At 47.4% G+C, this 20,057-nt stretch carries 18 protein-coding genes and 5 pseudogenes; 8 read left to right on the forward strand and 15 right to left on the reverse strand.

Features of this window, described 5'->3' with window-relative positions; genetic code table 11:
• Positions 1-158: 158 nt before the first annotated feature.
• From L1X57_RS10355 to L1X57_RS10375, 5 genes and pseudogenes are all read left to right on the forward strand, one after another.
• Positions 159-953 (forward strand): annotated as a pseudogene (locus L1X57_RS10355) (IS30 family transposase).
• Between the two features lie 108 nt (positions 954-1,061).
• Positions 1,062-1,283 (forward strand): annotated as a pseudogene (locus L1X57_RS10360) (IS5/IS1182 family transposase); the annotation flags it as partial.
• Positions 1,284-1,411: 128 nt separating this feature from the next.
• On the forward strand, positions 1,412-3,040 hold the full coding sequence (locus L1X57_RS10365) for a methyl-accepting chemotaxis protein (protein ID WP_009721490.1): 1,629 nt from the start codon (positions 1,412-1,414) through the stop codon (positions 3,038-3,040).
• Positions 3,041-3,105: 65 nt separating this feature from the next.
• A pseudogene (locus L1X57_RS10370) lies at positions 3,106-3,512 on the forward strand (IS5 family transposase); the annotation flags it as partial.
• A 72-nt stretch (positions 3,513-3,584) separates the two neighbouring features.
• Positions 3,585-5,155, forward strand: a pseudogene (locus L1X57_RS10375) (IS3 family transposase).
• Between the two features lie 39 nt (positions 5,156-5,194).
• Here L1X57_RS10375 and L1X57_RS10380 read toward each other — a convergent pair.
• The 10 genes and pseudogenes from L1X57_RS10380 to L1X57_RS10425 all read right to left on the reverse strand — a co-directional run.
• A pseudogene (locus L1X57_RS10380) lies at positions 5,195-5,356 on the reverse strand (transposase); the annotation flags it as partial.
• Positions 5,357-5,585: 229 nt separating this feature from the next.
• Entirely contained in the window at positions 5,586-6,104 is a 519-nt protein-coding gene (locus L1X57_RS10385) for an AmiS/UreI family transporter (RefSeq protein ID WP_009721495.1), read from the reverse strand.
• Positions 6,105-6,117: 13 nt separating this feature from the next.
• Positions 6,118-6,714, reverse strand: a complete 597-nt coding sequence (locus L1X57_RS10390; protein ID WP_009721496.1) for an ANTAR domain-containing response regulator — start codon at positions 6,712-6,714, stop codon at positions 6,118-6,120.
• A complete protein-coding gene (locus L1X57_RS10395) occupies positions 6,711-7,871 on the reverse strand; it encodes a transporter substrate-binding domain-containing protein (protein WP_009721497.1) in 1,161 nt (386 codons plus the stop codon). The genes L1X57_RS10390 and L1X57_RS10395 overlap by 4 nt, the downstream gene beginning before the upstream one ends.
• 3 nt (positions 7,872-7,874) lie before the next feature.
• The gene (locus L1X57_RS10400; RefSeq protein ID WP_009721498.1) at positions 7,875-9,002 is read right to left on the reverse strand and encodes an AAA family ATPase; all 1,128 of its coding nucleotides are present in this window, start codon (positions 9,000-9,002) and stop codon (positions 7,875-7,877) included.
• 87 nt (positions 9,003-9,089) lie between these two features.
• Positions 9,090-10,130: an aliphatic amidase gene (locus L1X57_RS10405; protein WP_009721499.1), complete on the reverse strand. Its 1,041-nt coding sequence runs from the start codon at positions 10,128-10,130 to the stop codon at positions 9,090-9,092.
• A 470-nt stretch (positions 10,131-10,600) separates the two neighbouring features.
• Positions 10,601-10,825, reverse strand: a complete 225-nt coding sequence (nadS, locus tag L1X57_RS10410; protein WP_009721500.1) for a NadS family protein — start codon at positions 10,823-10,825, stop codon at positions 10,601-10,603.
• Positions 10,826-11,250: 425 nt separating this feature from the next.
• Entirely contained in the window at positions 11,251-11,451 is a 201-nt protein-coding gene (locus L1X57_RS10415; RefSeq protein WP_009721501.1) for a hypothetical protein, read from the reverse strand.
• A gap of 199 nt (positions 11,452-11,650) precedes the next feature.
• Positions 11,651-12,367, reverse strand: a complete 717-nt coding sequence (locus L1X57_RS10420) for a Crp/Fnr family transcriptional regulator (RefSeq protein ID WP_009721502.1) — start codon at positions 12,365-12,367, stop codon at positions 11,651-11,653.
• A gap of 197 nt (positions 12,368-12,564) precedes the next feature.
• On the reverse strand, positions 12,565-13,284 hold the full coding sequence (locus L1X57_RS10425; protein WP_009721503.1) for a Crp/Fnr family transcriptional regulator: 720 nt from the start codon (positions 13,282-13,284) through the stop codon (positions 12,565-12,567).
• A gap of 360 nt (positions 13,285-13,644) precedes the next feature.
• Here L1X57_RS10425 and L1X57_RS10430 point away from each other — a divergent pair, with 360 nt between their 5' ends.
• Both L1X57_RS10430 and L1X57_RS10435 read left to right on the forward strand, forming a co-directional pair.
• The gene (locus L1X57_RS10430; protein ID WP_009721504.1) at positions 13,645-14,673 is read left to right on the forward strand and encodes a diguanylate cyclase domain-containing protein; all 1,029 of its coding nucleotides are present in this window, start codon (positions 13,645-13,647) and stop codon (positions 14,671-14,673) included.
• Positions 14,674-14,784: 111 nt separating this feature from the next.
• Positions 14,785-16,134: a serine hydrolase domain-containing protein gene (locus L1X57_RS10435; protein ID WP_009721505.1), complete on the forward strand. Its 1,350-nt coding sequence runs from the start codon at positions 14,785-14,787 to the stop codon at positions 16,132-16,134.
• Here L1X57_RS10435 and L1X57_RS10440 read toward each other — a convergent pair.
• The 4 genes from L1X57_RS10440 to sstT form a co-directional block, all read right to left on the reverse strand.
• Positions 16,131-16,463 carry an AzlD domain-containing protein gene (locus L1X57_RS10440; protein ID WP_009721506.1) on the reverse strand — a complete coding sequence of 111 codons (333 nt, stop codon included), beginning with the start codon at positions 16,461-16,463 and terminating at the stop codon, positions 16,131-16,133. The two genes, L1X57_RS10435 and L1X57_RS10440, sit on opposite strands and share 4 nt — an antisense overlap.
• Positions 16,460-17,182, reverse strand: coding sequence for an AzlC family ABC transporter permease (locus tag L1X57_RS10445; RefSeq protein WP_009721507.1), 723 nt, complete (start codon positions 17,180-17,182; stop codon positions 16,460-16,462). The genes L1X57_RS10440 and L1X57_RS10445 overlap by 4 nt, the downstream gene beginning before the upstream one ends.
• Positions 17,179-17,709 carry a helix-turn-helix domain-containing protein gene (locus tag L1X57_RS10450; RefSeq protein WP_009721508.1) on the reverse strand — a complete coding sequence of 177 codons (531 nt, stop codon included), beginning with the start codon at positions 17,707-17,709 and terminating at the stop codon, positions 17,179-17,181. The genes L1X57_RS10445 and L1X57_RS10450 overlap by 4 nt, the downstream gene beginning before the upstream one ends.
• Positions 17,710-17,778: 69 nt before the next feature.
• A complete protein-coding gene (gene sstT / locus L1X57_RS10455) occupies positions 17,779-19,014 on the reverse strand; it encodes a serine/threonine transporter SstT (protein ID WP_009721509.1) in 1,236 nt (411 codons plus the stop codon).
• Between the two features lie 243 nt (positions 19,015-19,257).
• Between sstT and L1X57_RS10460 the strand changes: the two genes are divergently transcribed.
• The gene (locus L1X57_RS10460) at positions 19,258-19,587 is read left to right on the forward strand and encodes a hypothetical protein (RefSeq protein ID WP_009721510.1); all 330 of its coding nucleotides are present in this window, start codon (positions 19,258-19,260) and stop codon (positions 19,585-19,587) included.
• A gap of 95 nt (positions 19,588-19,682) precedes the next feature.
• Here the strand turns inward: L1X57_RS10460 and L1X57_RS10465 are convergent, their stop codons facing one another.
• Positions 19,683-20,009 (reverse strand): hypothetical protein, encoded by a 327-nt coding sequence (locus tag L1X57_RS10465; protein ID WP_009721511.1) that lies wholly within the window; start codon positions 20,007-20,009, stop codon positions 19,683-19,685.
• Between the last annotated feature and the right edge of the window lie 48 nt (positions 20,010-20,057).

Below are 20,057 nucleotides of genomic sequence, written 5' to 3' on the forward strand. Positions count from 1 at the left end.
TGAAGCTGGCTTTAGTCCCTGAATTCATAGAATAACTGCAGCACTTTGGATCATGCGGTAGAGGCAGGAGGGCCAGCAGCGGTACCCTCTCTGCCTAACCGACCAAAGTGAAGCAGAGTATGGGATACCGACAGCTGACCCAAGCATAACGATATCAAATTTTTGCCCGCAGGGATGTAGGATTTAGCCAGCGTCAGATTGCTCAATAGCTTGGCATTCACAGCAGTACCGTGAGCCGCGAGTTTAGACGTAACTTGGGGGCTAAGGGATATGAGCCCGCACTGGCGCAGCGTTATAGCGATCAAAGACGCCGTTGCGCCTGGAAGTGGACAAAGCGGCTTCCTAGCCTCGTAAATGCTGTGTCTGACAGACTTAGAGAAGCAGAGCAGGTTAGCGGCTTTATGGCACCGTTTACGGGGATAGGGGTTAGCCACCAATGGGTCTACTCGTTGATTTGGGACGATAAGGCCAGGGGGGGCGATTTATGGAGGCACCTCCGTCAGCCCAAGCGCCGCAGTAGGCATCGTGCCCATGCCAAAAGCGCAGGACTTGGCAAGGTTCCTAAGCGTGTGGGGATTGAGCATCGACCCTCTGCTATCGAAAAACGTCTCACTATCGGTCATTGGGAAGGAGACACGGTGCTCTATGGACACAAGCAAACGGGAATAGTGACGTTGGTAGAGCGACGTAGTGGCTATTTGTTGGCAGCACGTCTACCCTCGGAGTTTGCAGTCCACGAGGCCGTTGCTAAAGCGGTTAGCGCCTCTGTGTATTTCTGTGATCCTTACTGCTCAGGCCAACGTGGGACAAACGAGAACACCAATGATCTGATCAGGCAGTATTTTCCAAAAGGGACAGACTTTCGGAAGGTGACGAATGCAGAGCTACGAAGCGTCGTCAACAAACTGATTGATAGACCAAGAAAGCGGCTGGGATACCGAACCCCAGCCTAGGTGTTCTTAGGAAAATATTCAGAAGCATTAGAAACCGCAGGTGCTGCACTTGTTAGTTGAATTCAGGGTCAAAAGACTACCTGAGAGTACCAATAAACTCGCAAGCTGATGAAAAATAACTCGTTTGCTCAGGTTGAGCATCAGAACAAGAAGAAGGTCACTCGCCGGGACGGTTCCTGGCACAGATTGATGCTCTGGTGCCATGGCAACGCTTGATCGAAACGCTGTCATCGTCTTATTTTCCGAATTCGGCGAACAAGCGCGGCCGGCCCCCCCCCCATCGGGCTGGAGCGGATGTTGCGGTTCTACTTCCTTCAGCAGTGGTGCGGCCCTCGCCGATGAAGCCAAATGCCCGTAAAACGTTAAAGGCTGGACATATTGCGTACTTTACTTTTTTTAAAAAAAAAGTTTAATTTTTTGCTCCATCAACCTAACAAAGCTAAAAGAGAAAAATTAAAATGTTATTGATTAGAAAAATAACCATAAAAGCTAGGTTGTGGAGTTTAATTCTCATTGCGGTTATTGGCATCGTAGCGATGTCTGCGTTCATGATTATGCAATCGCGGACTGAGCTGATTGAGGCTGAAATGAAGAAACTGGACGCCGTTAATGATGTAGCGCGGGGCTTTGTTTATGATGCCTATCAGAGGTATAAAAATGGAGAGCTAGGCGAAACAGAGGCCATGCAAAATGCTATCGATAGGATTGATAAAATTCGATATGAAGGAGGTGAGTATATTTTTATTTATGGGCGTGATGGTATGCTAATAATGGATCCTTCATTGCCTGTTGAAGATCGATTTAACGTCAATTTTTTTGATTTTAAAGATTCTGAGGGAACACCATTATTCCAGCATATGACTGAAAGAACTCAAAATAGTGAGCGTGCTACAGTCAATTATGTTTGGGAGCTTCCTGATAGCACTGAAATAGCTCCTAAAATGTCTAGAGTTATAACTTTTGATCAGTGGGACTGGATTATAGGCACTGGCGTATATATGAATCATGTGGCCGATAGACTATGGTCTATGTTCTGGCGTATTACTGGCCTTGTCCTGCTTTTATCATTACCTGTAATGGCCTTATTTTTAGTCATTGTTAACAGTATTATTAATCCCTTGAATAACACGATTTCAGCCATGAACAATATTTCCGAAGGAGATGCGGATCTAACTAGACGACTGAATGAGAGAGGTAAAGATGAGCTTAGCCAACTCGCCAGAGCTTTTAACGCCTTTATTGAGCGTATCGAAGGTGTAATGATCACTATTCGGCAAAGTAGTGAAGCGGTCAAAAATGCCTCTAACGAGATAGCTAGTGGTGGTATTGACCTTTCACGGCGTACTGAAAATGCGGCATCCAGTATCCAGCAAACATCAGCTTCTATGGAAGAAATTACCAGTACTGTCGAACATTCTACTGAGTCAGCACGGCAAGCGGATAGACTCTCCAAGCAAGCAGCAAATAAAGCACGTGAAGGTGGGCAAGCTGTACATGATGTCACTGCCACGATGATTGATATTACTAACGCGGCAAACCAAATTACAGAAATTGTTAAAATGATGGATGGGATTGCCTTTCAGACTAATATTCTTGCGCTCAACGCATCAGTGGAAGCCGCAAGAGCTGGCGAGCATGGTAGAGGTTTTGCCGTAGTTGCCGAAGAAGTGCGCAAGCTGGCTAACCATAGCGCTGAAGCCTCTCGTGATATTCGAACTTTGATAGATAACGCCAGTGGTAAAATCCAAACTGGTAGCTCTCACGCTGAGAATGCAGGTGCTAGGATGAAAGAAATTGTTGAGTCAGTTGAACACGTTGCTACGATGCTCAGCGAAGTCGTTAACGCTGCAGAGGAGCAACAGGATGGCATTCAACAAGTGAACACAGCGGTCAGCGAGATGGATCGTATGACACAAGAGAACTCTTCGCTTGTTGAAGAGTCTACTACTGCTGCAGAGCAATTGAAAACTCAAGCGATGCATTTGGCAGAAGCTATCTCGGCATTTAAAGTATCATTAAAAATCGACGTAGGGCAGACCATGTATTTGGATAGTAATCCCCCCATTTTTAGAGAGCTTCAAAAGTAGACCTTAGGTTCTGTTGAAAAGTCATCAAGGTTACGCTATTCCTGTTGATTGAGCAGGAGGGTTATATGGCAGGCCGTTACGAGCTTTCTGATCAGCGTTGGCAGATGATCGAAGACATCGTTTCTCCGCCACAGACCATGGGACGTCCTCGGCGGGACGACCGCCAGATGCTTAACGGCATTCTATGGATCCTTTGCTCAGGAGCGCAGTGGCGCGACCTGCCGGAGCGTTATGGCCCTTGGAAGACGGTCTATCAACGCTTTCGCCAATTGCGTGATGATGGCACCTTCGATCGGATATTGGCTCGCTTACATCTACGTTTGCGTGAAGATGGGTATATGGATCTCGATACATGGATGGTGGATTCAACATCTATTAGAGCCACTCGGTCGGCCAGCGGTGCTGGCAAAAAGGGGGATCTATAGAACCAGCAGACCATGCACTTGGCCGCAGTCGCGGCGGGTTGACCACCCCCTCTGTCAGCCAGTTGTCTGGTTGGTGATATCGCCTAAATCTAATCCAGAGGGCGCGGCATGGAGTCCTTGTGCCACGTTATTCCGCAGAGCGTAAAGCAGCCGTCCTGAAGAAGTTGTTACCGCCCCCATAATCACAGTGTGGCATCGGTAGCGACAGAGGAAGGCATCTCTGACGCGACGCTATATAGTTGGTTAAAACAGTGTCGAGTAAAAGGAGTGCCTGTGCCAGGTTACACACAAGGCGACAGCGAATGGTCGCCCGAAGCCAAGCTAGCCGTGGTCATCGAAACCGTCACCCTGTCAGAGGCGGAGCTTGGCGCTTACTGCCGCGAAGAAGGACTTTATCCCGAGCAATCTCAGCAGTGGAAAGCGGCTTGTCTCGAAGGCGCTGGTCGGCAAGAAAATCAGGAAAAAGCGGCGCACAAGCAGCGTAAAGAAAACCATAAGACCATCAAGCAGCTCAAAGCGTAAGTGCGTCGCAAAGATAAAATAGTGGCAGAGACGACGTCGTTACTGGTGCTCTCAAAAAAGCTCGACGCCTTGTACAGCGAAGATCCCGACAGCGACGAGGACGACTGACACGCCTCGATGAGCGTACAAGGCTGGTGGCGTTATTTGATGAAGCGGTCTCCAGTGGCGCATCGCGTTATCGAGCCGCCGAGGTAATGAATGTCAGCGAACGAACGCTCAAACGCTGGCGTTCTGAACGCGGCGTGGTTGTTGAAGATCGACGACCCCATGCAGCGCAATGCAACCAGCCGCATCAACTAACCCATGAGGAGGAGCAGGCTATTTTGAACACCTGTCATCAGCCAGAGTGTCAGAGCTTGCCGCCGTCTCAGATCGTACCGTTATTGGCGGATAAAGGCGTCTATCTCGCCTCGGAGTCATCGTTCTACCGGGTCTTGAAAAAGCATGAACAACACCATCATCGAGGACGCATGAAGCCATGTCGCACTGTACCTGAGCCCACGAGCTTTACCGCTACAGGGCCGAATCAGGTGTGGAGCTGGGATATCAGCTTCTGCCCCTCTGTTGTACGAGGGCAGAACTGGTATCTCTACCTGATCATGGATATCTATAGTCGCAAAATCATCGCCTGGGAAGTTCATGATGAAGAGTCGGGCGAGTTGGCCAAAAAGCTGCTGGAGCGCGACTTGTTGCGAGAAAACTGTTGGCATAACCCACCCGTATTGCACTCTGATAACGGAGCGCCGATGACCTCCTATACACTCAAAGCAAGGCTGACAGAACTGGGCATGTTGATGTCCTACAGTCGACCAAGAGTGAGCAATGACAACCCTTACTCGGAAGCCCTGTTCCGCACCGTCAAATACTGTCCGACGTGGCCCAGCAAAGGCTTTAAATCGCTGAGCGCGGTACGCAGTGGATGTTGACGTTCGAGCAAGCCTATAACGAGCAACATCTTCACAGTGGCATCCAGTATGTCACGCCAGCTGAGCGGCATCGCGGCCTCGATCATGTGCATCTTGAGCAACGTAAAGCCGTTTATGAAGAGGCTAAACGTCGGCACCCAAAACGCTGGTCAGGTAATACAAGATACTGGGCGCTGACAGGTTCGGTCTCACTGAACCCAGGCAAAGTGCATGAAATAGAGCTTAATAAACAGGCTGCTTAAACGCAGCTATTTGGATAACTGGGTTGAAAATCACCGATAACCTGGCACAGGCACTCCTTTCTCTCGACACTGTTTTAACCAATTGTACAGGGCCGCATCAGAGATGCCTTCTTCTGTCGCAACCGACGCCACACTGCGGTTATGCGGTGGTAATAATTTTTTCAGTACGGCGGCTTTGCGCTCTGCGGAATAACGTGGCACATGAGTTCCATACCGCTCCCTCTGAGTTAGATTTAGACGATATCGCCAACCGGACAACTAGGCTGACAGAGGGGTAAGGGGTAGGTCAATCCATCATGTCTAAGCTGACAGAGGGGGTCTTATCGCATGATGAAGCGAAATATTTCAGATCCAATGAGGCTAGCTAAAAATAAGAAAGGGGGAGGCCCCTTTCTTATTTGTCGAGGACATATCTTATAAATTCTTGAAATCAAACTGTTATCATTTTTTGCAGGATCATTATTCCAGGTATCCATCCTGTGAATACGGCACAAAATATGGAGTAAAAAGCCACGCTTTTTTGTATGTTTTTTGAAAGTGCCAAAAGAGTAAAAAAGCAGAACCAAAGCAGAGACCAGGCAAACCAATTAAATGTATTCCAAAGGCTAAAGTCAGCGCTTAATGAAGATATAGAATTTATACCTACAATAGCAGCTGTAATGCTAACAAATAGGCAGAACCACCCCAGCCCAGTACCGTCTACTTTCAAGAGCTGATTAGCCCCAACCCATAAATATGTAAATGCAAAAAGAATCGTGAATGCACCTGCACTAATTGAAGATAAATTGCCTGGGTCGTGGAATATTAAGTACAAGGCGGTCAGAAAGCTCAGCGTGCCAACAAGAATGTTTATAACTGATATTTCTTTATCGCTAATCTTGCCTAGTAACCATATTCCATTGACGAATAATACAGCTCCAACATATAAAAGAGTAAGCCCTAATATCATTTTAAACTCTCCGCTATTTTGATTGTTTGTCGTAAGTCGCTAGAACTTCTTCTGAAGTTTTTATTAAGCTTTTTCTCTCTTCCATCGATTTTTTTGTTAAGTGTCGATGTGCCTCTTCCTCTTCTATATTAAATTTCTGCATCAATAATATTTTAGCTTTGTTAACTACATTTATAAGCGCTAGCTTTTCTTCTAATTTGTTTATGCTGCGATTATATTTTTTTATGGTTTCGCTGTTATTTCTAGCAAGCACTAAGCTTGGAAGTATAGTGTTTGAGTTAATCGGTAAGGAAATAACTCCGTGTGCGCCTATCTCTAACATTTGAGATATTACAGTAGGACTTTCATATTCAATAACAGTAATAAAAGTTGCTTCATTAGAAAATCCTTTGGATAAGTTTTTTATTTTTGAGTAGAAGCGATCCTGAGAAATGGCTGAAAATACCACATCTACTTCAAAGCTAATTTTTTCAGGTGGCGGCCATAAATGCCTTACATTGCAGCCGATACGTATTAGTTGTAATAATAAAGAATCATTCACTTCTCCTTCTGGATACATAACAAGAACTTGCAAATCTCTGAGGCTATAAAGTATGGGTGATTCTTTCATGGGAAGACAACCTTAGGCATCAAATTCGACCAATCATCAAGTCTATGTACCACAACATATGGGTCTGGTTTGATAGGGCATGGAGATGTCCATTTGACATCAAAGTCTCCCTTGCTATTGATGACGGCAATCCTAGAGGCTAAGTTGGTATGATTGTTTTCCTTTTCTATCCAAATTTCTCCTTGTGGTGCTTCAAAATGAAAGGAATATAATTCTTTCTTTATATCTTCTACTCTAGAGCTATTAGATCTTCGGATAGACTCACATAACATCATTGTTTGATGGTATGCGGCTTCTGCCCAAGCTGTGATACAAACATCTCTTGGGAAATAATTTTTAGCAGCTTCAATGAACCTAAGACTTTTACTTGTCTTTACAGTTGTAAAATAAGGCGCTACTACTATGTTTCCCTCCGCTACCGAAGGAATCATCTTACGTATTTCCGCTTCACTTGTAGTTAGACTAGCAATAGGAGGCCTGTTTTTATTTAAATAATGATCAGCAAAATGGCTGTAAAACTCCGATGTTCCATGTCCAACGACTGTTGAAAAAACTACATCTGGCTCCATGCTTACAGCACGCTTAACCGCATGCTCTACTTCTTCTTTAGAAGGATATAGAGGGATGTAAATTTCATCTAGAATCTCCCCCCCATGTTGCTTATAAAGCATACGCATTACATGGTGACTTTCTCTAGGGTAAATGTAGTCAGACCCTACAAAAACAATTTTATTTCCATAGTTTTTAATTAAATATGCAGCTAAAGGAGCGCTATTTTGGTTTGGTGATGGGCCGCCATAAATTATATTTGGCGAATATTCAAAACCCTCATAAGGAGTAGGGTAAAATAATAAAGCATCAGCCCTTTCTATAGATGACATTACTGATTTTCGTGTGTGTGACATATAGCAGCCAATAAAAAGCTTTATATTTTTTTCTTTTATCAATTTGTCAACGTAAGATCTAAACCTCTCTGGTTCTCCTCCTAAATCGTGCTCTTCTATAAGGATTGGAAATCCATTTACCCCCCCGCTATTATTGATCTCATTTATTGCAAGACGGGCTCCAAACCTCTGGGATCTTTCGATATCAGACGTTACGCCAGTATCAGAAAACAACAGGCCAACTGTCGTGCTACTGTTTGAATCATTCGTCATGGTTTATATCTGCTTTGTTATAAATTTTACTTTACTGTTTTCAAGTTGTGCTTTATAAATAATTTTATTAAAATTTATTTTATCAGCTTTATGATGATCTAGAAGATGCTCAGCCAAAGGTACCTCGAGAACTTTTCTCATGGAACGACGAAGTGATCTTGCCCCAAATTGGCGATCAAAACCAGAGTTTGCTATAAGCTTAACAATATCGTTTTCAACTTCCACCTTGCAGTTATGCTTTTTAAGCCTACGATTGAGCCTTTTTATTTCAAGATCTACAATTTTTTCAACCGTACTAGCTTCAATCCAGTTGAATATTATGATGTTATCAATTCTATTAACAAACTCCGGTGAGAATGTGTTGAGCATCTTCTTTTTCACCATAGTGTCTACAGCTTTTTTTCTTCCAGAGGTATTTCTCGTAATCATTCCATAAATTGGGTGCTGATTCTTCTCTTCAAGTTGTTGTATTTCTTGGGCCGCTAGATTACTCGTCATAAAAATTATAGCATTTCTGAAGCTGTATGTTTTTTCCCCAGATGCTACTGTAAGCAATCCATTATCAAAAACATTTAAAAGAGCTTGATGCACTTCCTTGCTAGCTTTCTCAACTTCATCTAGAAGGACAATGCCAGGTAGGCCTAGTTTGCCTTCAAGTTTTTCTTGATCAATTATTGTTTTACCTTCTTTAGCTCCTACATAACCAGGAGGAGCACCGGTAAGTGATGCAGCATAATGTTCTTGTGAAAGCGTGTTCATATCTACACGACAAAAAGCATCAGCATCGCCATAAAGCGATCTTGCAAGAGCTCTAACAATCTCAGTTTTTCCTACGCCAGTTGGCCCAAGAAATAAAGAGGTATAAAGGGGTTTTCTCGGATCTGTTATATCAGCACGAACAACCTTGAGCATGTCTTCCACAGCAAGGATTGCTTGATCTTGTCCAATAATTTCAGACTTTACAGAAGACATAACAGTATCAATATCAAATCTAAACCTACTATTAAGTTCTTTACTATTGGAAATGTGTGAGTTAATAACATCATTTTCTGATGAGTTTTCAGCTTGTAAAGCTTCAATATTTTTCTTCTTTTGATCTGAGTCAGTAATCATATCGTTTATAAAAGGCATATGAGTCGCTCTTGTTAGTTTTTTTAATTGGACAACACACCGGCTAAAAAATAGCCGGTGGCTTTATGCTTTTATTTATATTAGGTATTAGGCTTCCTTTTCTTTTCCTTCATATGGGATGCTACCTACAGGGCATTGAGCTACTCCGGCAGTACTCCGCGTTATTTTTTCTACATTTTCCCTTGCTTTTTCTGCATCATTAACCCAAGTCTTATAAAATTCAAAAGGACACTCAGCAAGACCTTTATCGCCGTCACCTGATTCATGCATACCACTATATCCACGGTGTAGCATTTTGAAGAGGTGGTTTTGCGATTGATCATTTTCCCGAGCATCGCGAATTTGAGATACGGAAAGCTGGGCATATTGAATACCCATTTCTTCTTCCCCACACTCGCCCAGAGTTCTTCCATCAAATCCAACAATAGCTGAGTGGCCAAAGTAACAATATACGCCATCAAATCCAGCAGCATTAGCAACAGCAACGTAGGAGTTATTTGCCCATGCCATGGCTTTAGACATCATAATTTGCTGTTCTTTCGATGGATACATATAACCCTGACAGCGAATAATTAGCTCAGCACCTTTCATGGCGCAATCACGCCAGATTTCAGGATAATTTCCATCATCACAAATGATGAGGCTGATTTTCATGCCTTTGGGGCCATCGGAGACATAGGTTTCTCCTCCTGGATACCATCCTTCAATGGGGCACCACGGAATAATCTTCCTATATTTCTGTACGATTTCGCCCTTATTATTCATCAAGATCAGAGTATTGTAGGGAGTTTTATTAGGGTGTTCTTCATGGCGCTCCCCTGTGATAGAAAAAACACCCCATGTATTAGCTTTACGGCAGGCCTTAGCAAAAATTTCGGTTTCTTCTCCGGGAATCGTAGCTGCTGTTTGCATCATTTCTTCAGGATCGTACATGATTCCTTGCAGGCTGTACTCTGGGAAAATTACAAGATCCATGCCAGGCAGACCTTGCTTCATTCCAACAACCATATCGGCAATTTGTTGGGCGTTTTCCAGAACTTCTGCTTTAGTATGCAGGCGAGGCATTTTGTAGTTAACAACTGCAACACCTACAGTATCGTTACTGCTAGAAATATCACCGTGGCGCATTTTTCGACCTCTTATATTTGTAGTAAAAAAAAGGGCTCTCTCGGGATTAATCCCGAGAGAGCCCATTTGCTCTATTAATCAATCAGCAGCTAAGAGTGTTTATTCACGCTGCTCTTCTTGCCGATTGATTGTATATACGTGTTGGCATTATTTGACATCGCCATTGATGCAATAATGCCTAAACAGTTAAACTTATAGTTCAGTTAAATCTCGGTATCAAGAGATATCCTATTAGACATTCGTATAGGAAACGCGCATCCCATTCATCTTTTGGCCTCTAAGATGCGAGTATTGCTTGCTTTACGCCTTGCCATACCTATCCCTAAGACGACACGGAATCTGCATCCGCCCCGCTTATTCAGGATAGCAAAGCTGCCTTTGTGGAACCTCCAGAAAATAAGGCTTTAATGCGAAGCAAACTTGTTGAAAAAAAGCAGGGTTGTCATGAATAGCCGCCAGCACTTTAGCGGCTAGCCCTGTAGGGTTAGGTTACGGCGCTTGGTATCCCAGCTTTTGATGTTGTCAACACTGATTCCCATAGCTTCAGCAAACTCCGCCTGAGAGACATGAAGCTTGGCCCGGATGGCCTTCACATCGGCCACGTCATGGCGTGTAATGCGGCTGGCCTGCGCTTTTCTTTGTTTAATCTCAACGGCTTCCTGCAGCGATGCTTGGAGTTCGTCAAAAATGCTCATTCGGAACACTCCTTTTTTAATCATTGTCGGTTGCTATGACTTGTACCTGACGGCAAATCTGGTCGCCGCCTGGTTGTCATTTGGCTGCTAACAGGGTGTTTACCTTGTAAGTAGTGTACATAATGGAAAATACTAACCCTATGATATTGCTTGGTTTACACGTTGCAGGCGCGATCCCAAAGTTTGTTTGGTTGCACTCATAATCCCTTGGTCGTAGGTTCAAGTCCTACTGGGCCCACCATTTCTAAATGTTTTACCTCAAACAGGGGGTTACAAGTCCCTTGGCATGCAGTTGACCTTTCCCCAAAACTGACACCATCAAGCAATAATCTACCTGCCTGTATTAGCTTCCTGCTTTATTTTGCGCGTACCCATAAAAAGTTTCTGAAATACTTTCTTGTAGTGGCTTTTTAAACCACTAGCACTTACTTCTTTTTATTGCGCATAAATGGAAAGATTTTGGCCATGGCGTCATTGATCACTTGATCGAGCGGTTTGTGCTCTAAGCTCACGGCGGCTCTGGCGGCGGTATACGTTCCTTTGTATTCTCGCGCTATTTCACTGTCAGTCATGCTATCGGGTAGTTGCTCTTTTTCTCGAATGGCGTTGATGACGTCCTTATTCATACCGCTCTCCCAGTAATGCAGTGGTTTAACCAGCATAGTGCATAACGGCCAATATCAGGCTTCAGCATGAATTCAGGACAAAGGCTACCCGCAGCGTAAAGGCAGGACGAAAGGGGCATATGTCTGATGGCTTACATCGCCGCTTACGTCAGAGATGCCTAGCTGCCTTATCAGCAAATTGTTGTGTTGGCTATAATGGTTATTCTTTTAATATCAATATCTTGGAATACAGTGCGCAGTCGTCGGCATAGCATTTACAGGACGCTTCGATCAGTCCTTGTCGGTCAATAACGATGATTTCTCCGCGACGATAGCGGATAAGGCCGCGTGTCTGCAGGGCAATGGCCGCTAGCGTAATCCCTGCGCGTCGAACGCCTAGCATCATGGCTAGAAACTCGTGGGTCAGCTGCAGGCTATCTGTCTTGGCGCGGTCATGGGTCATTAATAGCCAGCGAGCGAGTCGCTCTTCAATTCGGTGAAAATGAATGCAAGCTGCTGAGTTAGCCAGTTGGTTCATGACCACATAGAGGTATCGTTTCAGGCGTTGATGCAATACAGGACTACTTAACAGGAGCCGTTGAAAGCTGGCGGCGTTAATGCGTAGGGCTAGCCCTTCACCTTGAACTAATGCAAGTAGGGGGGCTTCTTCGACGCCGAGTACCAGAGAAATACCTAGCATGCCCTCACGTCCTGCCATCGCGACTTCAAGTCGGCTATCCACATTTAGAATGACGATCTGTGAAATGAAGCTGTTGATGGGGAAGTAGGCGTGGGTGACTGTGTCGGTAGGCTGAAACAGTACTTCGCCAAACGCTAGCGGCACGGTTTCGCAACTGGCCATAAAAGCGTCCCGCTCAGCGGTAGGCAGATCAGCAAGAAGGTGGTTGGCATCGGCAGCGTGAAAAATAGACGTCATGTGCCTCTCCGGTTAAAAGAACCTGGCAAACGGCACAATGAGGGTAATTATCATTTTGATGTCGGCTGCAGATGTACCGTTATTTGTTTTTAACGATGCATCTGCATATTAACATTGGGTGAATCAAGCGTCGGCACGCTAGCGTACATAACTCGCTAACACTGTTAGCATTATGGTGGCGACCTCGCTTCTGTCGCTCACATAACGTTATGGTGGTTTAACAAGCGGTCATACTCGTCCTTAACGACCGAATAGCACTCGCAAACTCGCTCTTCTAGGCCTAGTCGGTCAAGCACGTTGATATGCCCTCGGTGGTAGGAGATCAGGCCAGCCCTTTGCAGCTTACCCGCCGCTTCGGTGACTCCCTCGCGACGAACGCCCAGCATATTGGCAATTAACTCCTGAGTCATAATCAGTTCATTGCCATGCAATCGGTCAAGGCTGAGCAGCAGCCAGCGGCATAGCTGTTGGTCGAGGTTGTGATGGCGATTGCAAACTGCCGTTTGCGCCATTTGTGTCAGCAGAGCTTGGGTATAGCGCAGCAGCAGTCGCTGCATGGGGCCAGCGCGGTAAAATTCGTTTTTGAGCAATTGGCCTTTTAGGCGTATCGCTTTCCCGGCACTCTGTACAATCGCTCGGCTGGGCGTGGTCTCACCCCCCATAAACAGCGACACGCCCACCACGCCTTCATAGCCTACAACGGCAATTTCCGTAGAGGCACCATTCTCCATCACGCACAGCAGCGAGACGATGGAGTCCAGAGGAAAATAGACATGGTGCATGTGTTGCCCCGACTCACACAGCGATTGACCCAGGGTAAGTGTCACTTCCTCAAAATGAGGCAAGAGGCGATTCAGTTCATCTTCCGGCAATAAACCAAGCAACGCATTTTGCTGAAAATCACGTGGTTCAAGCATTGAATCTCCCCTTATCCTTAACTGACGCGCCGCTTCTGATGAAAAGTCGTCCACCTTGAGGTGCCGAATTGTGTGTTTTAGGGTTGGCCACCTCAAGTTGATAGGCACATATCTTTTAAGTATAGAGTGCTTGGAAATAAACTCTGTACGTTATCGCACATAGCGTTCATTTAAGTAGGCGTAGAAGCGGTAATTTTTTGGGCTGTGAGTATTTTGCAACTGTGTACGCCAGCGCACAGTGAGTGATTGAATTAGCGCCTAATGTCAATATCAGTGTGGCAACGGATATGCCTAAACAGGATGTTGCACTGCGCGCTGCAAGGAATGCAGCGCTAACCTTACCCTTGGACACGGCTACACATGGATAAAAACGTCATGCTGTACGGTGGTCACCAAAGCAATAACGCCCAGACGACAGAAAATGATGCCGAGCAAGTTGCCGATGAGCGATTGCGAAGTGTCGAGAATGCCCTGCAAGTAGAAAGGGGGTGGGCTAAAGCAACACTAAATTCAATCGGTGATGCTGTTTTGACGACCGATTTGAGCGCCAGAGTTACCTATCTGAACCGTGTCGCTGAAGCGTTGACCGGTTGGGCAAGTGTAGAGGCGCTTGGTAAATCAATTGATCAGGTCTTAAAGCTCATCAATATCCGAACTAACGAGCCTGCGCCTAACCCAGCGCTAAGGGCGATAGAAGAAAATCGTACGGTAGGGTTGGCGCTGGACTGCGTTTTGATTCGCCAGGATGGTAGTCAGCTGGAAATAGAAGATTCGGCGGCTCCTATTCATGATAGCCATGGTGTTACGGTAGGCGCGGTGATTGTATTTCATGATGCCAAGCACTCTTTAACTCGCGCAGAGCAACTAGCCTATCAGGCCCATTATGATGCTCTAACCAAACTGCCTAATCGTTTTCTATTTGCAGAGCATCTTGCTCGCGCTATCCGTTTAGCAAAACGCCACGATCATTATGTCGCGCTGTTATATTTAGATATCGATAATTTTAAGTGCATCAATGATTCACTTGGCCATGCTGTTGGCGACAGTTTGTTGCAGTTCGTCGCTACTTGTCTCGTTGAGTGCGTGCGCGATACAGACTGTGTGTGTCGGCAGGGTGGAGATGAGTTTATAGTGTTGCTTAGCGAAATTGAAAAACTAACCGATGCTGCCAGGGTAGCAGAAAAAATCCTTCGGGCATTAGCGATGCCATGTAATGTTGGTCACTATGAGCTAGGCATTAGTGTCAGTATCGGGATCAGCTTCTATCCCGATCATGGGTTAAATGAATATAGTTTGCTCGAGAATGCTGATACCGCTATGTATCGTGCAAAGAAAAGCGGTCGAAACCAATGTCAAGTATTTAGTCATGATATGAACAACAAGAACTGACAATGTAATCATAAAGAACGTTGAACCAGTTTCGATACCCATTCTATTAGTATTCACTAGACTCAAGGGTCACGCCACGCTCGTGTGGCGTTGTACGCCTGGGAGCTGGTTATGACACGATTTTATCGCCGTTTTAGTGTGATGTTGCCACTTGCATTGCCCGCTTTGCTGCTTAGCTCAATGGCTCATGCGGATGCTCAGCAGGCGAGAGCCTCGGTATTAAGTGCTGAAGAGTCTGACCCTAACCGGCTAGGGTGGATGCAGGGTTTTCCTCCCGCGCCGGAGCGGGTGATTGGCCAGCCGGACTCCAACTACTTTAGCTTCCCCAAAATGCGCTGGACGGTGTGTCACTTCCGCGAACTACTGCCTACCAAGCAGGTTAGCCGTGGGTTGGGCGCGCCTGTGTCGCTCACCTACGCATTAGATGACGCGATAAACGACGTCACTTTCACCCCGATTGACGGTAGTGAGCCTATGTCGTGGCAGGCGTCGCTAAACGAAAACTACACCGATGGTTTGCTGATTCTTCACCAGGGCCAGGTGGTGTATGAGACTTATTCAGGCTGTTTAGATGAAGCGGGCCAGCACGGCGCTATGTCGGTGACTAAATCCATGACCGGCTTACTAGGTGAAATTCTGGTGGCCGAAGGCGTATTAGATGAGCAGGCGTTGGTAGGTGATATTCTGCCGGAATTAACCGACAGTGCTTTTGGTAATGCCACTGTAAAACAGCTGCTTGAGATGACCACAGGCCTTGCTTACAGCGAAGATTACAGTGATCCCAACGCTGAAATCTGGGCCTACAATGCGGCGGCAAGCCCGCTTCCCAAGCCAGACGATTACACTGGGCCGCGCACCTATTATGAGTATTTAGCGACGGTACAGCCGGAAGGTGAGCATGGGCAGGTTTTTGGCTATAAAACGATTAATACCGATGCACTTGGGTGGGTGGTCGCGCGCACGACGGGTGAATCGGTGGCGTCACTATTGTCATCGCGTCTTTGGCAGCGGTTGGGCATGGAGCAGGATGCCTACTTTACCGTGGACTCCATTGGTACGCCGTTCGCAGGTGGCGGTTTGAGTGCGGGCCTTCGAGATATGGCCCGAGTCGGGCAGTTGGTGCTCAATGACGGCGTATTGGATGGTGAGCAGCTATTTCCTGCAGCGGCTGTTGAGCGCATTCGACAAGGCGGCGACAGGGAAGCGTTTGCGGCCGCGGGTTACCGTTATTTACCGGGCGGCAGTTACCGTGGCATGTGGTGGTCTCTGCATAACGAGCATGGTGCCTTTGCCGCAAGAGGCGTGCATGGGCAAACCATTTATATTGATCCCACCGCTGAGATGGTGATTGTGCGCTTTGCATCGCACCCGGTAGCGGGCAATGCGGCTAACGATCCTACGTCGCTACCCGCCTACCAAGCCGTAGCGGAATACTTGATGGAAAAAGTGGATCCGCGTTAAAGCGTCGCTATTATCTCTACTAAACCAAACGTCGTAACGCCAGCAGCCACTGGCCAGCCTAAAGAGCGTAACCGCCACCACACCAGCAGCGTGACGGAAAGCCCAATGGCGGTGGCTAGCCAGGAAATGGCGTTTGGGTTAACGGGCACAATGGAAACCCCCAGCACGGCGGCAATCATTAATGGCCCAAGAATACCCAGCCACTGGGGCATTGTATTAATGCCCGTGTCGCTGCCCAATCGGCGCTGCATCCACAAGAAGGGCACCACGCGCATCAGCAGGGTGCCAATAGCGCAAACCGCGACGGCTAGCCATAGCTCAATACTCATGATGTGCGCCTCCGTGTTTGGAATTTGACCATGTAGAAGCACAGCGCGCCGCAGGCAGCGGCGAGCGGAATAGCCACATTACTCCACCCCGAGAGGGTCAAGCCCAGTGCGGCCAGAATGGCGCACCCCATGGCGGCTGCCCAGCGTTTATCGGTGAATCGTGGTGCTACCATGGTTAGAAATAGCGCGGGCAGCGCGAAAGGCATGATCTCTCCCAGCAGCGGCCAACGTGCGGTAAACGCTCCACCCGCGGTGGCACCGACAGACGTTCCTACAATCCATGCGCCCCAGGCCAGTAACGATGCACCCACAAACCAGCTAAAACGCTTAGCGTCAGGCAGTTGTGGAAGCCGAGTTAAGGCCAGTGCAAACACCTGGTCGGTTAGGCCGTGCATTAGCCAAGGCCAGTGGCGGCTGCGCGGTAGCAGTCCGGCTAGGTTAGGGCCGTATACCACATGGCGCACATTAATTAGCAGCGTCATCGCCACCACCAGCCATAGCGGTGCACCGGTGGCAATCATGCCCACAAACAGAAACTGCGAAGCGCCGGCGTAAATCAGTGCGGATATAGCGGTGGCTTCTAGGGTGCTAAAGCCTGCTTGGCTAGCCACTAAACCAAACGATAGTGCCACTGGTATGTAGCCACCCAATAGGGGAATGGCTTCGCGTACGCCTTGCAGCGCGCTACGCCACGGCGAGTGGCTGGCAAGTTGGTTCATGGTGCATCTCCCGGTTCGCCGTAAGTAACGGTGAGTAGTAGGGTGGCCTCATGGTCTTGGGTGCGGTAGCAGTGTGGCTGGTCGGCGGGAAACGTTTTGGTCTCTCCAGGCGTTAGCACTGTGGTGGCTCCCTCTGGACCTACTTCTAACCAGCCGCTAATCAGGGTCAGCGTTTCTTGAGTACCCCGTGTATGAGCTTCAGCGTGGCGCAGGGTATGGGGAGCACAACGCATCCAGTAAGCATCTACCTGGGGCACGCCTTTTCCCTGATCAATCAGCTGCACCTGCACGCCATCTTCCCCGAGAGGCACATTAATGGGGGCAACCAACGTGCCGAAGGGAACGTTAAGCTGTACTGCCAACCGCCAGATAGTATCCAGAGTTGGATTGCCGTTGCCTTGCTCAAGGCGGCATAGGTTCGATTTGGCAATACCCGCTTTATTGGCTAAATGCGACAGCGACCAACCACGCGCTTGGCGAAGAGACTGCAAATGCTGGCCTAGGGTGCTTAGTGAGTGCTCATCCATTCGGTTATCTCGCTGTTCCTTTTATAGAACGTTCTATATAAGGAACAGCGAGAAGTCAATCATGTTGCGTTATAACGTGTGGTCAGAACCGGAGGGTTGCTGGGCTCGGCAGGCGGCAGCAGTGAACAGCACATCGGTTGATGAATTAAGTGCGGTTTCGGTCGCGTCCTGTACCACGCTGATGACAAATCCAATCGCCACCGCTTGCATAGCGACTTCTGTAGGAATACCAAACAGGTTAGCGGCCATTGGAATGAGCATGAGCGAACCACCGGCCACGCCTGAAACACCGCAGGCAGCCAGTGCAGACACTACGCACAGTAGTAGGGCAGTGGGGAAGTCGACGGTAATGCCTAGCGTATGGGTGGTCGCCAATGTAATTACTGTTATGGTGATAGCGGCACCACACATGTTGATCGTCGCGCCGAGCGGAATTGAAATAGCGTAGGTGTCGGCATCCAGCTTTAGACGGCGGCACAGCTCTAAATTTACGGGAATATTCGCCGCAGAACTACGGGTGAAAAAGGCGGTGATGGCACTGCCGCGCAGGCAGGTGAACACAAGTGGATAAGGATTCTGGCGGGTAGTGAAGTAAACGAGCAGTGGGTTGCTAACAAGAGCAACAAACAGCATACAGCCGACAATGACACCCAGCAGTTGAGCGTAGTTCAGCAATGCATCGACCCCTGACTCTGCCAAGGTTCCCGCGACTAAGCCAAAGATGCCAATCGGCGCCAATCGAATTACCAGTGTGACAATGCGGGTGATAGCAGTGGACAAATCGCTTAACGCTTGGCGGGTGGTATCGCTGGCTTGGCGTAGCGATAAACCAAGGCCAATGGCCCATGCCAGAATAGCGATAAAGTTCGCCTCCATCAGCGCACTAATCGGGTTAGCCACGGCATTTAGTAACAGGTCTCTTAAAACGCTAAAAATATCCCCAGGCGGATTGCCGTCAATTTGCCCCGCATTTAATGAAAGTTCGGTGGGAAAAAGAAAACTTGCCGCCACTGCAATTAACGCAGCGATTAATGTACCTACCACATACAGTATGAGTACGGGGCGAATATGCGTTGGTTGACCTTGCTTGTGTGCGGCGATGGCAGCGGTAACCAGCACAAAGACCAAAATAGGGGCAACCGCTTGCAGTGCGGCAATAAATAGCTGGCCAAGCAGTGCCACATTGCCTGCAATGTCCGGTGTGAAAAGGGCGATGAATACCCCGGCAACAATGCCAATTAAAATCTGCGGGATAAGGCCCAGCCGGAAAAGCGGCTGAAACACGGTGTAGACGGTGGCAATCATTGCGCGACTCTCAGGTAGTAGAAGGGGAAACGTTGCGGCGATAGGCCGTGGACGTGCCTGAAAGGGGCAGTATTCTACCAGCTGTGAGCATGATGCGGCGTAGCGTGCTAAAAACTCTTCAAAGCGCTCACTTAAATGAGTGGTTAGCGATATACTGCGCAAGTCGCTAGGTCTTGCTCTCTGTGACACCTCCAATGTGATCAACTGCTTCTCTCAAAAAGAAAAAGAACCAGGAGTTTATCAATGCGCATTAACGTGTTATTAGCTGCACTGCTGATGCTGTGTAGTTCGTCGCTTGTCATGGCCGCCGACTATTACGTAGATATTACTAATCGTACGGGTTATACCCTCTACTATATGTACGTAAGCCCTGCAGATTCGAAAAGCTGGGAAGAGGATGTGCTCGGCAATGACGTGCTGGTGGATGGTGGTACTCAGCGGGTGACGATTACGGGTTATGACAGTCCTATCTTCGATATTCGTTTAGTCGATGAAGAAGATGATAGCTACACCTTTTGGAATGTAGACGTATCAACTCAAGATCTGCTGGTGACGTTAGATAATTTAGACTAAAAATTTTAACCGGCTTGCCCCTTCCCAACAGCGACCTCGCTGATAATTCTTCGGGATAGGGGCGAGCCGTTTTGTTTCGTGCACGTCGCTATTGCTTAAGCAATAGCCGGTATTTGAGAAACCACTTCGGCATTGGGACGGCGGCTTATCACGCTAGAAGATAATGACTCGGTACGATCAGGACTAAACGTCACTAGATCGGTATAGGCCTGCTCGGTCAGACGAGTTACCTCTGGAGATACACCCCACTTCATCAACATTTCGTCGATATGCCGTTCAGCTGCTTTGAACTGGCCGCAATGACTTAGCAATTTGGCGATGGTGTAATCGCATTCTGGGGTATCAAACATTTCTTCCCTGATCTCTTGAATGGCCAGTTGGAGGCCTTTTCGGGAAATATCGCTTAACTGGTTAGGTTGCATGCCACGACTCCTTGTGAATGCTAACGGTTTCGAATGCTAACGATTACA

The sequence above is a fragment of the Halomonas sp. TD01 genome, from assembly GCF_923868895.1.
In the GTDB taxonomy this organism is placed as follows: Bacteria; Pseudomonadota; Gammaproteobacteria; order Pseudomonadales; family Halomonadaceae; genus Vreelandella.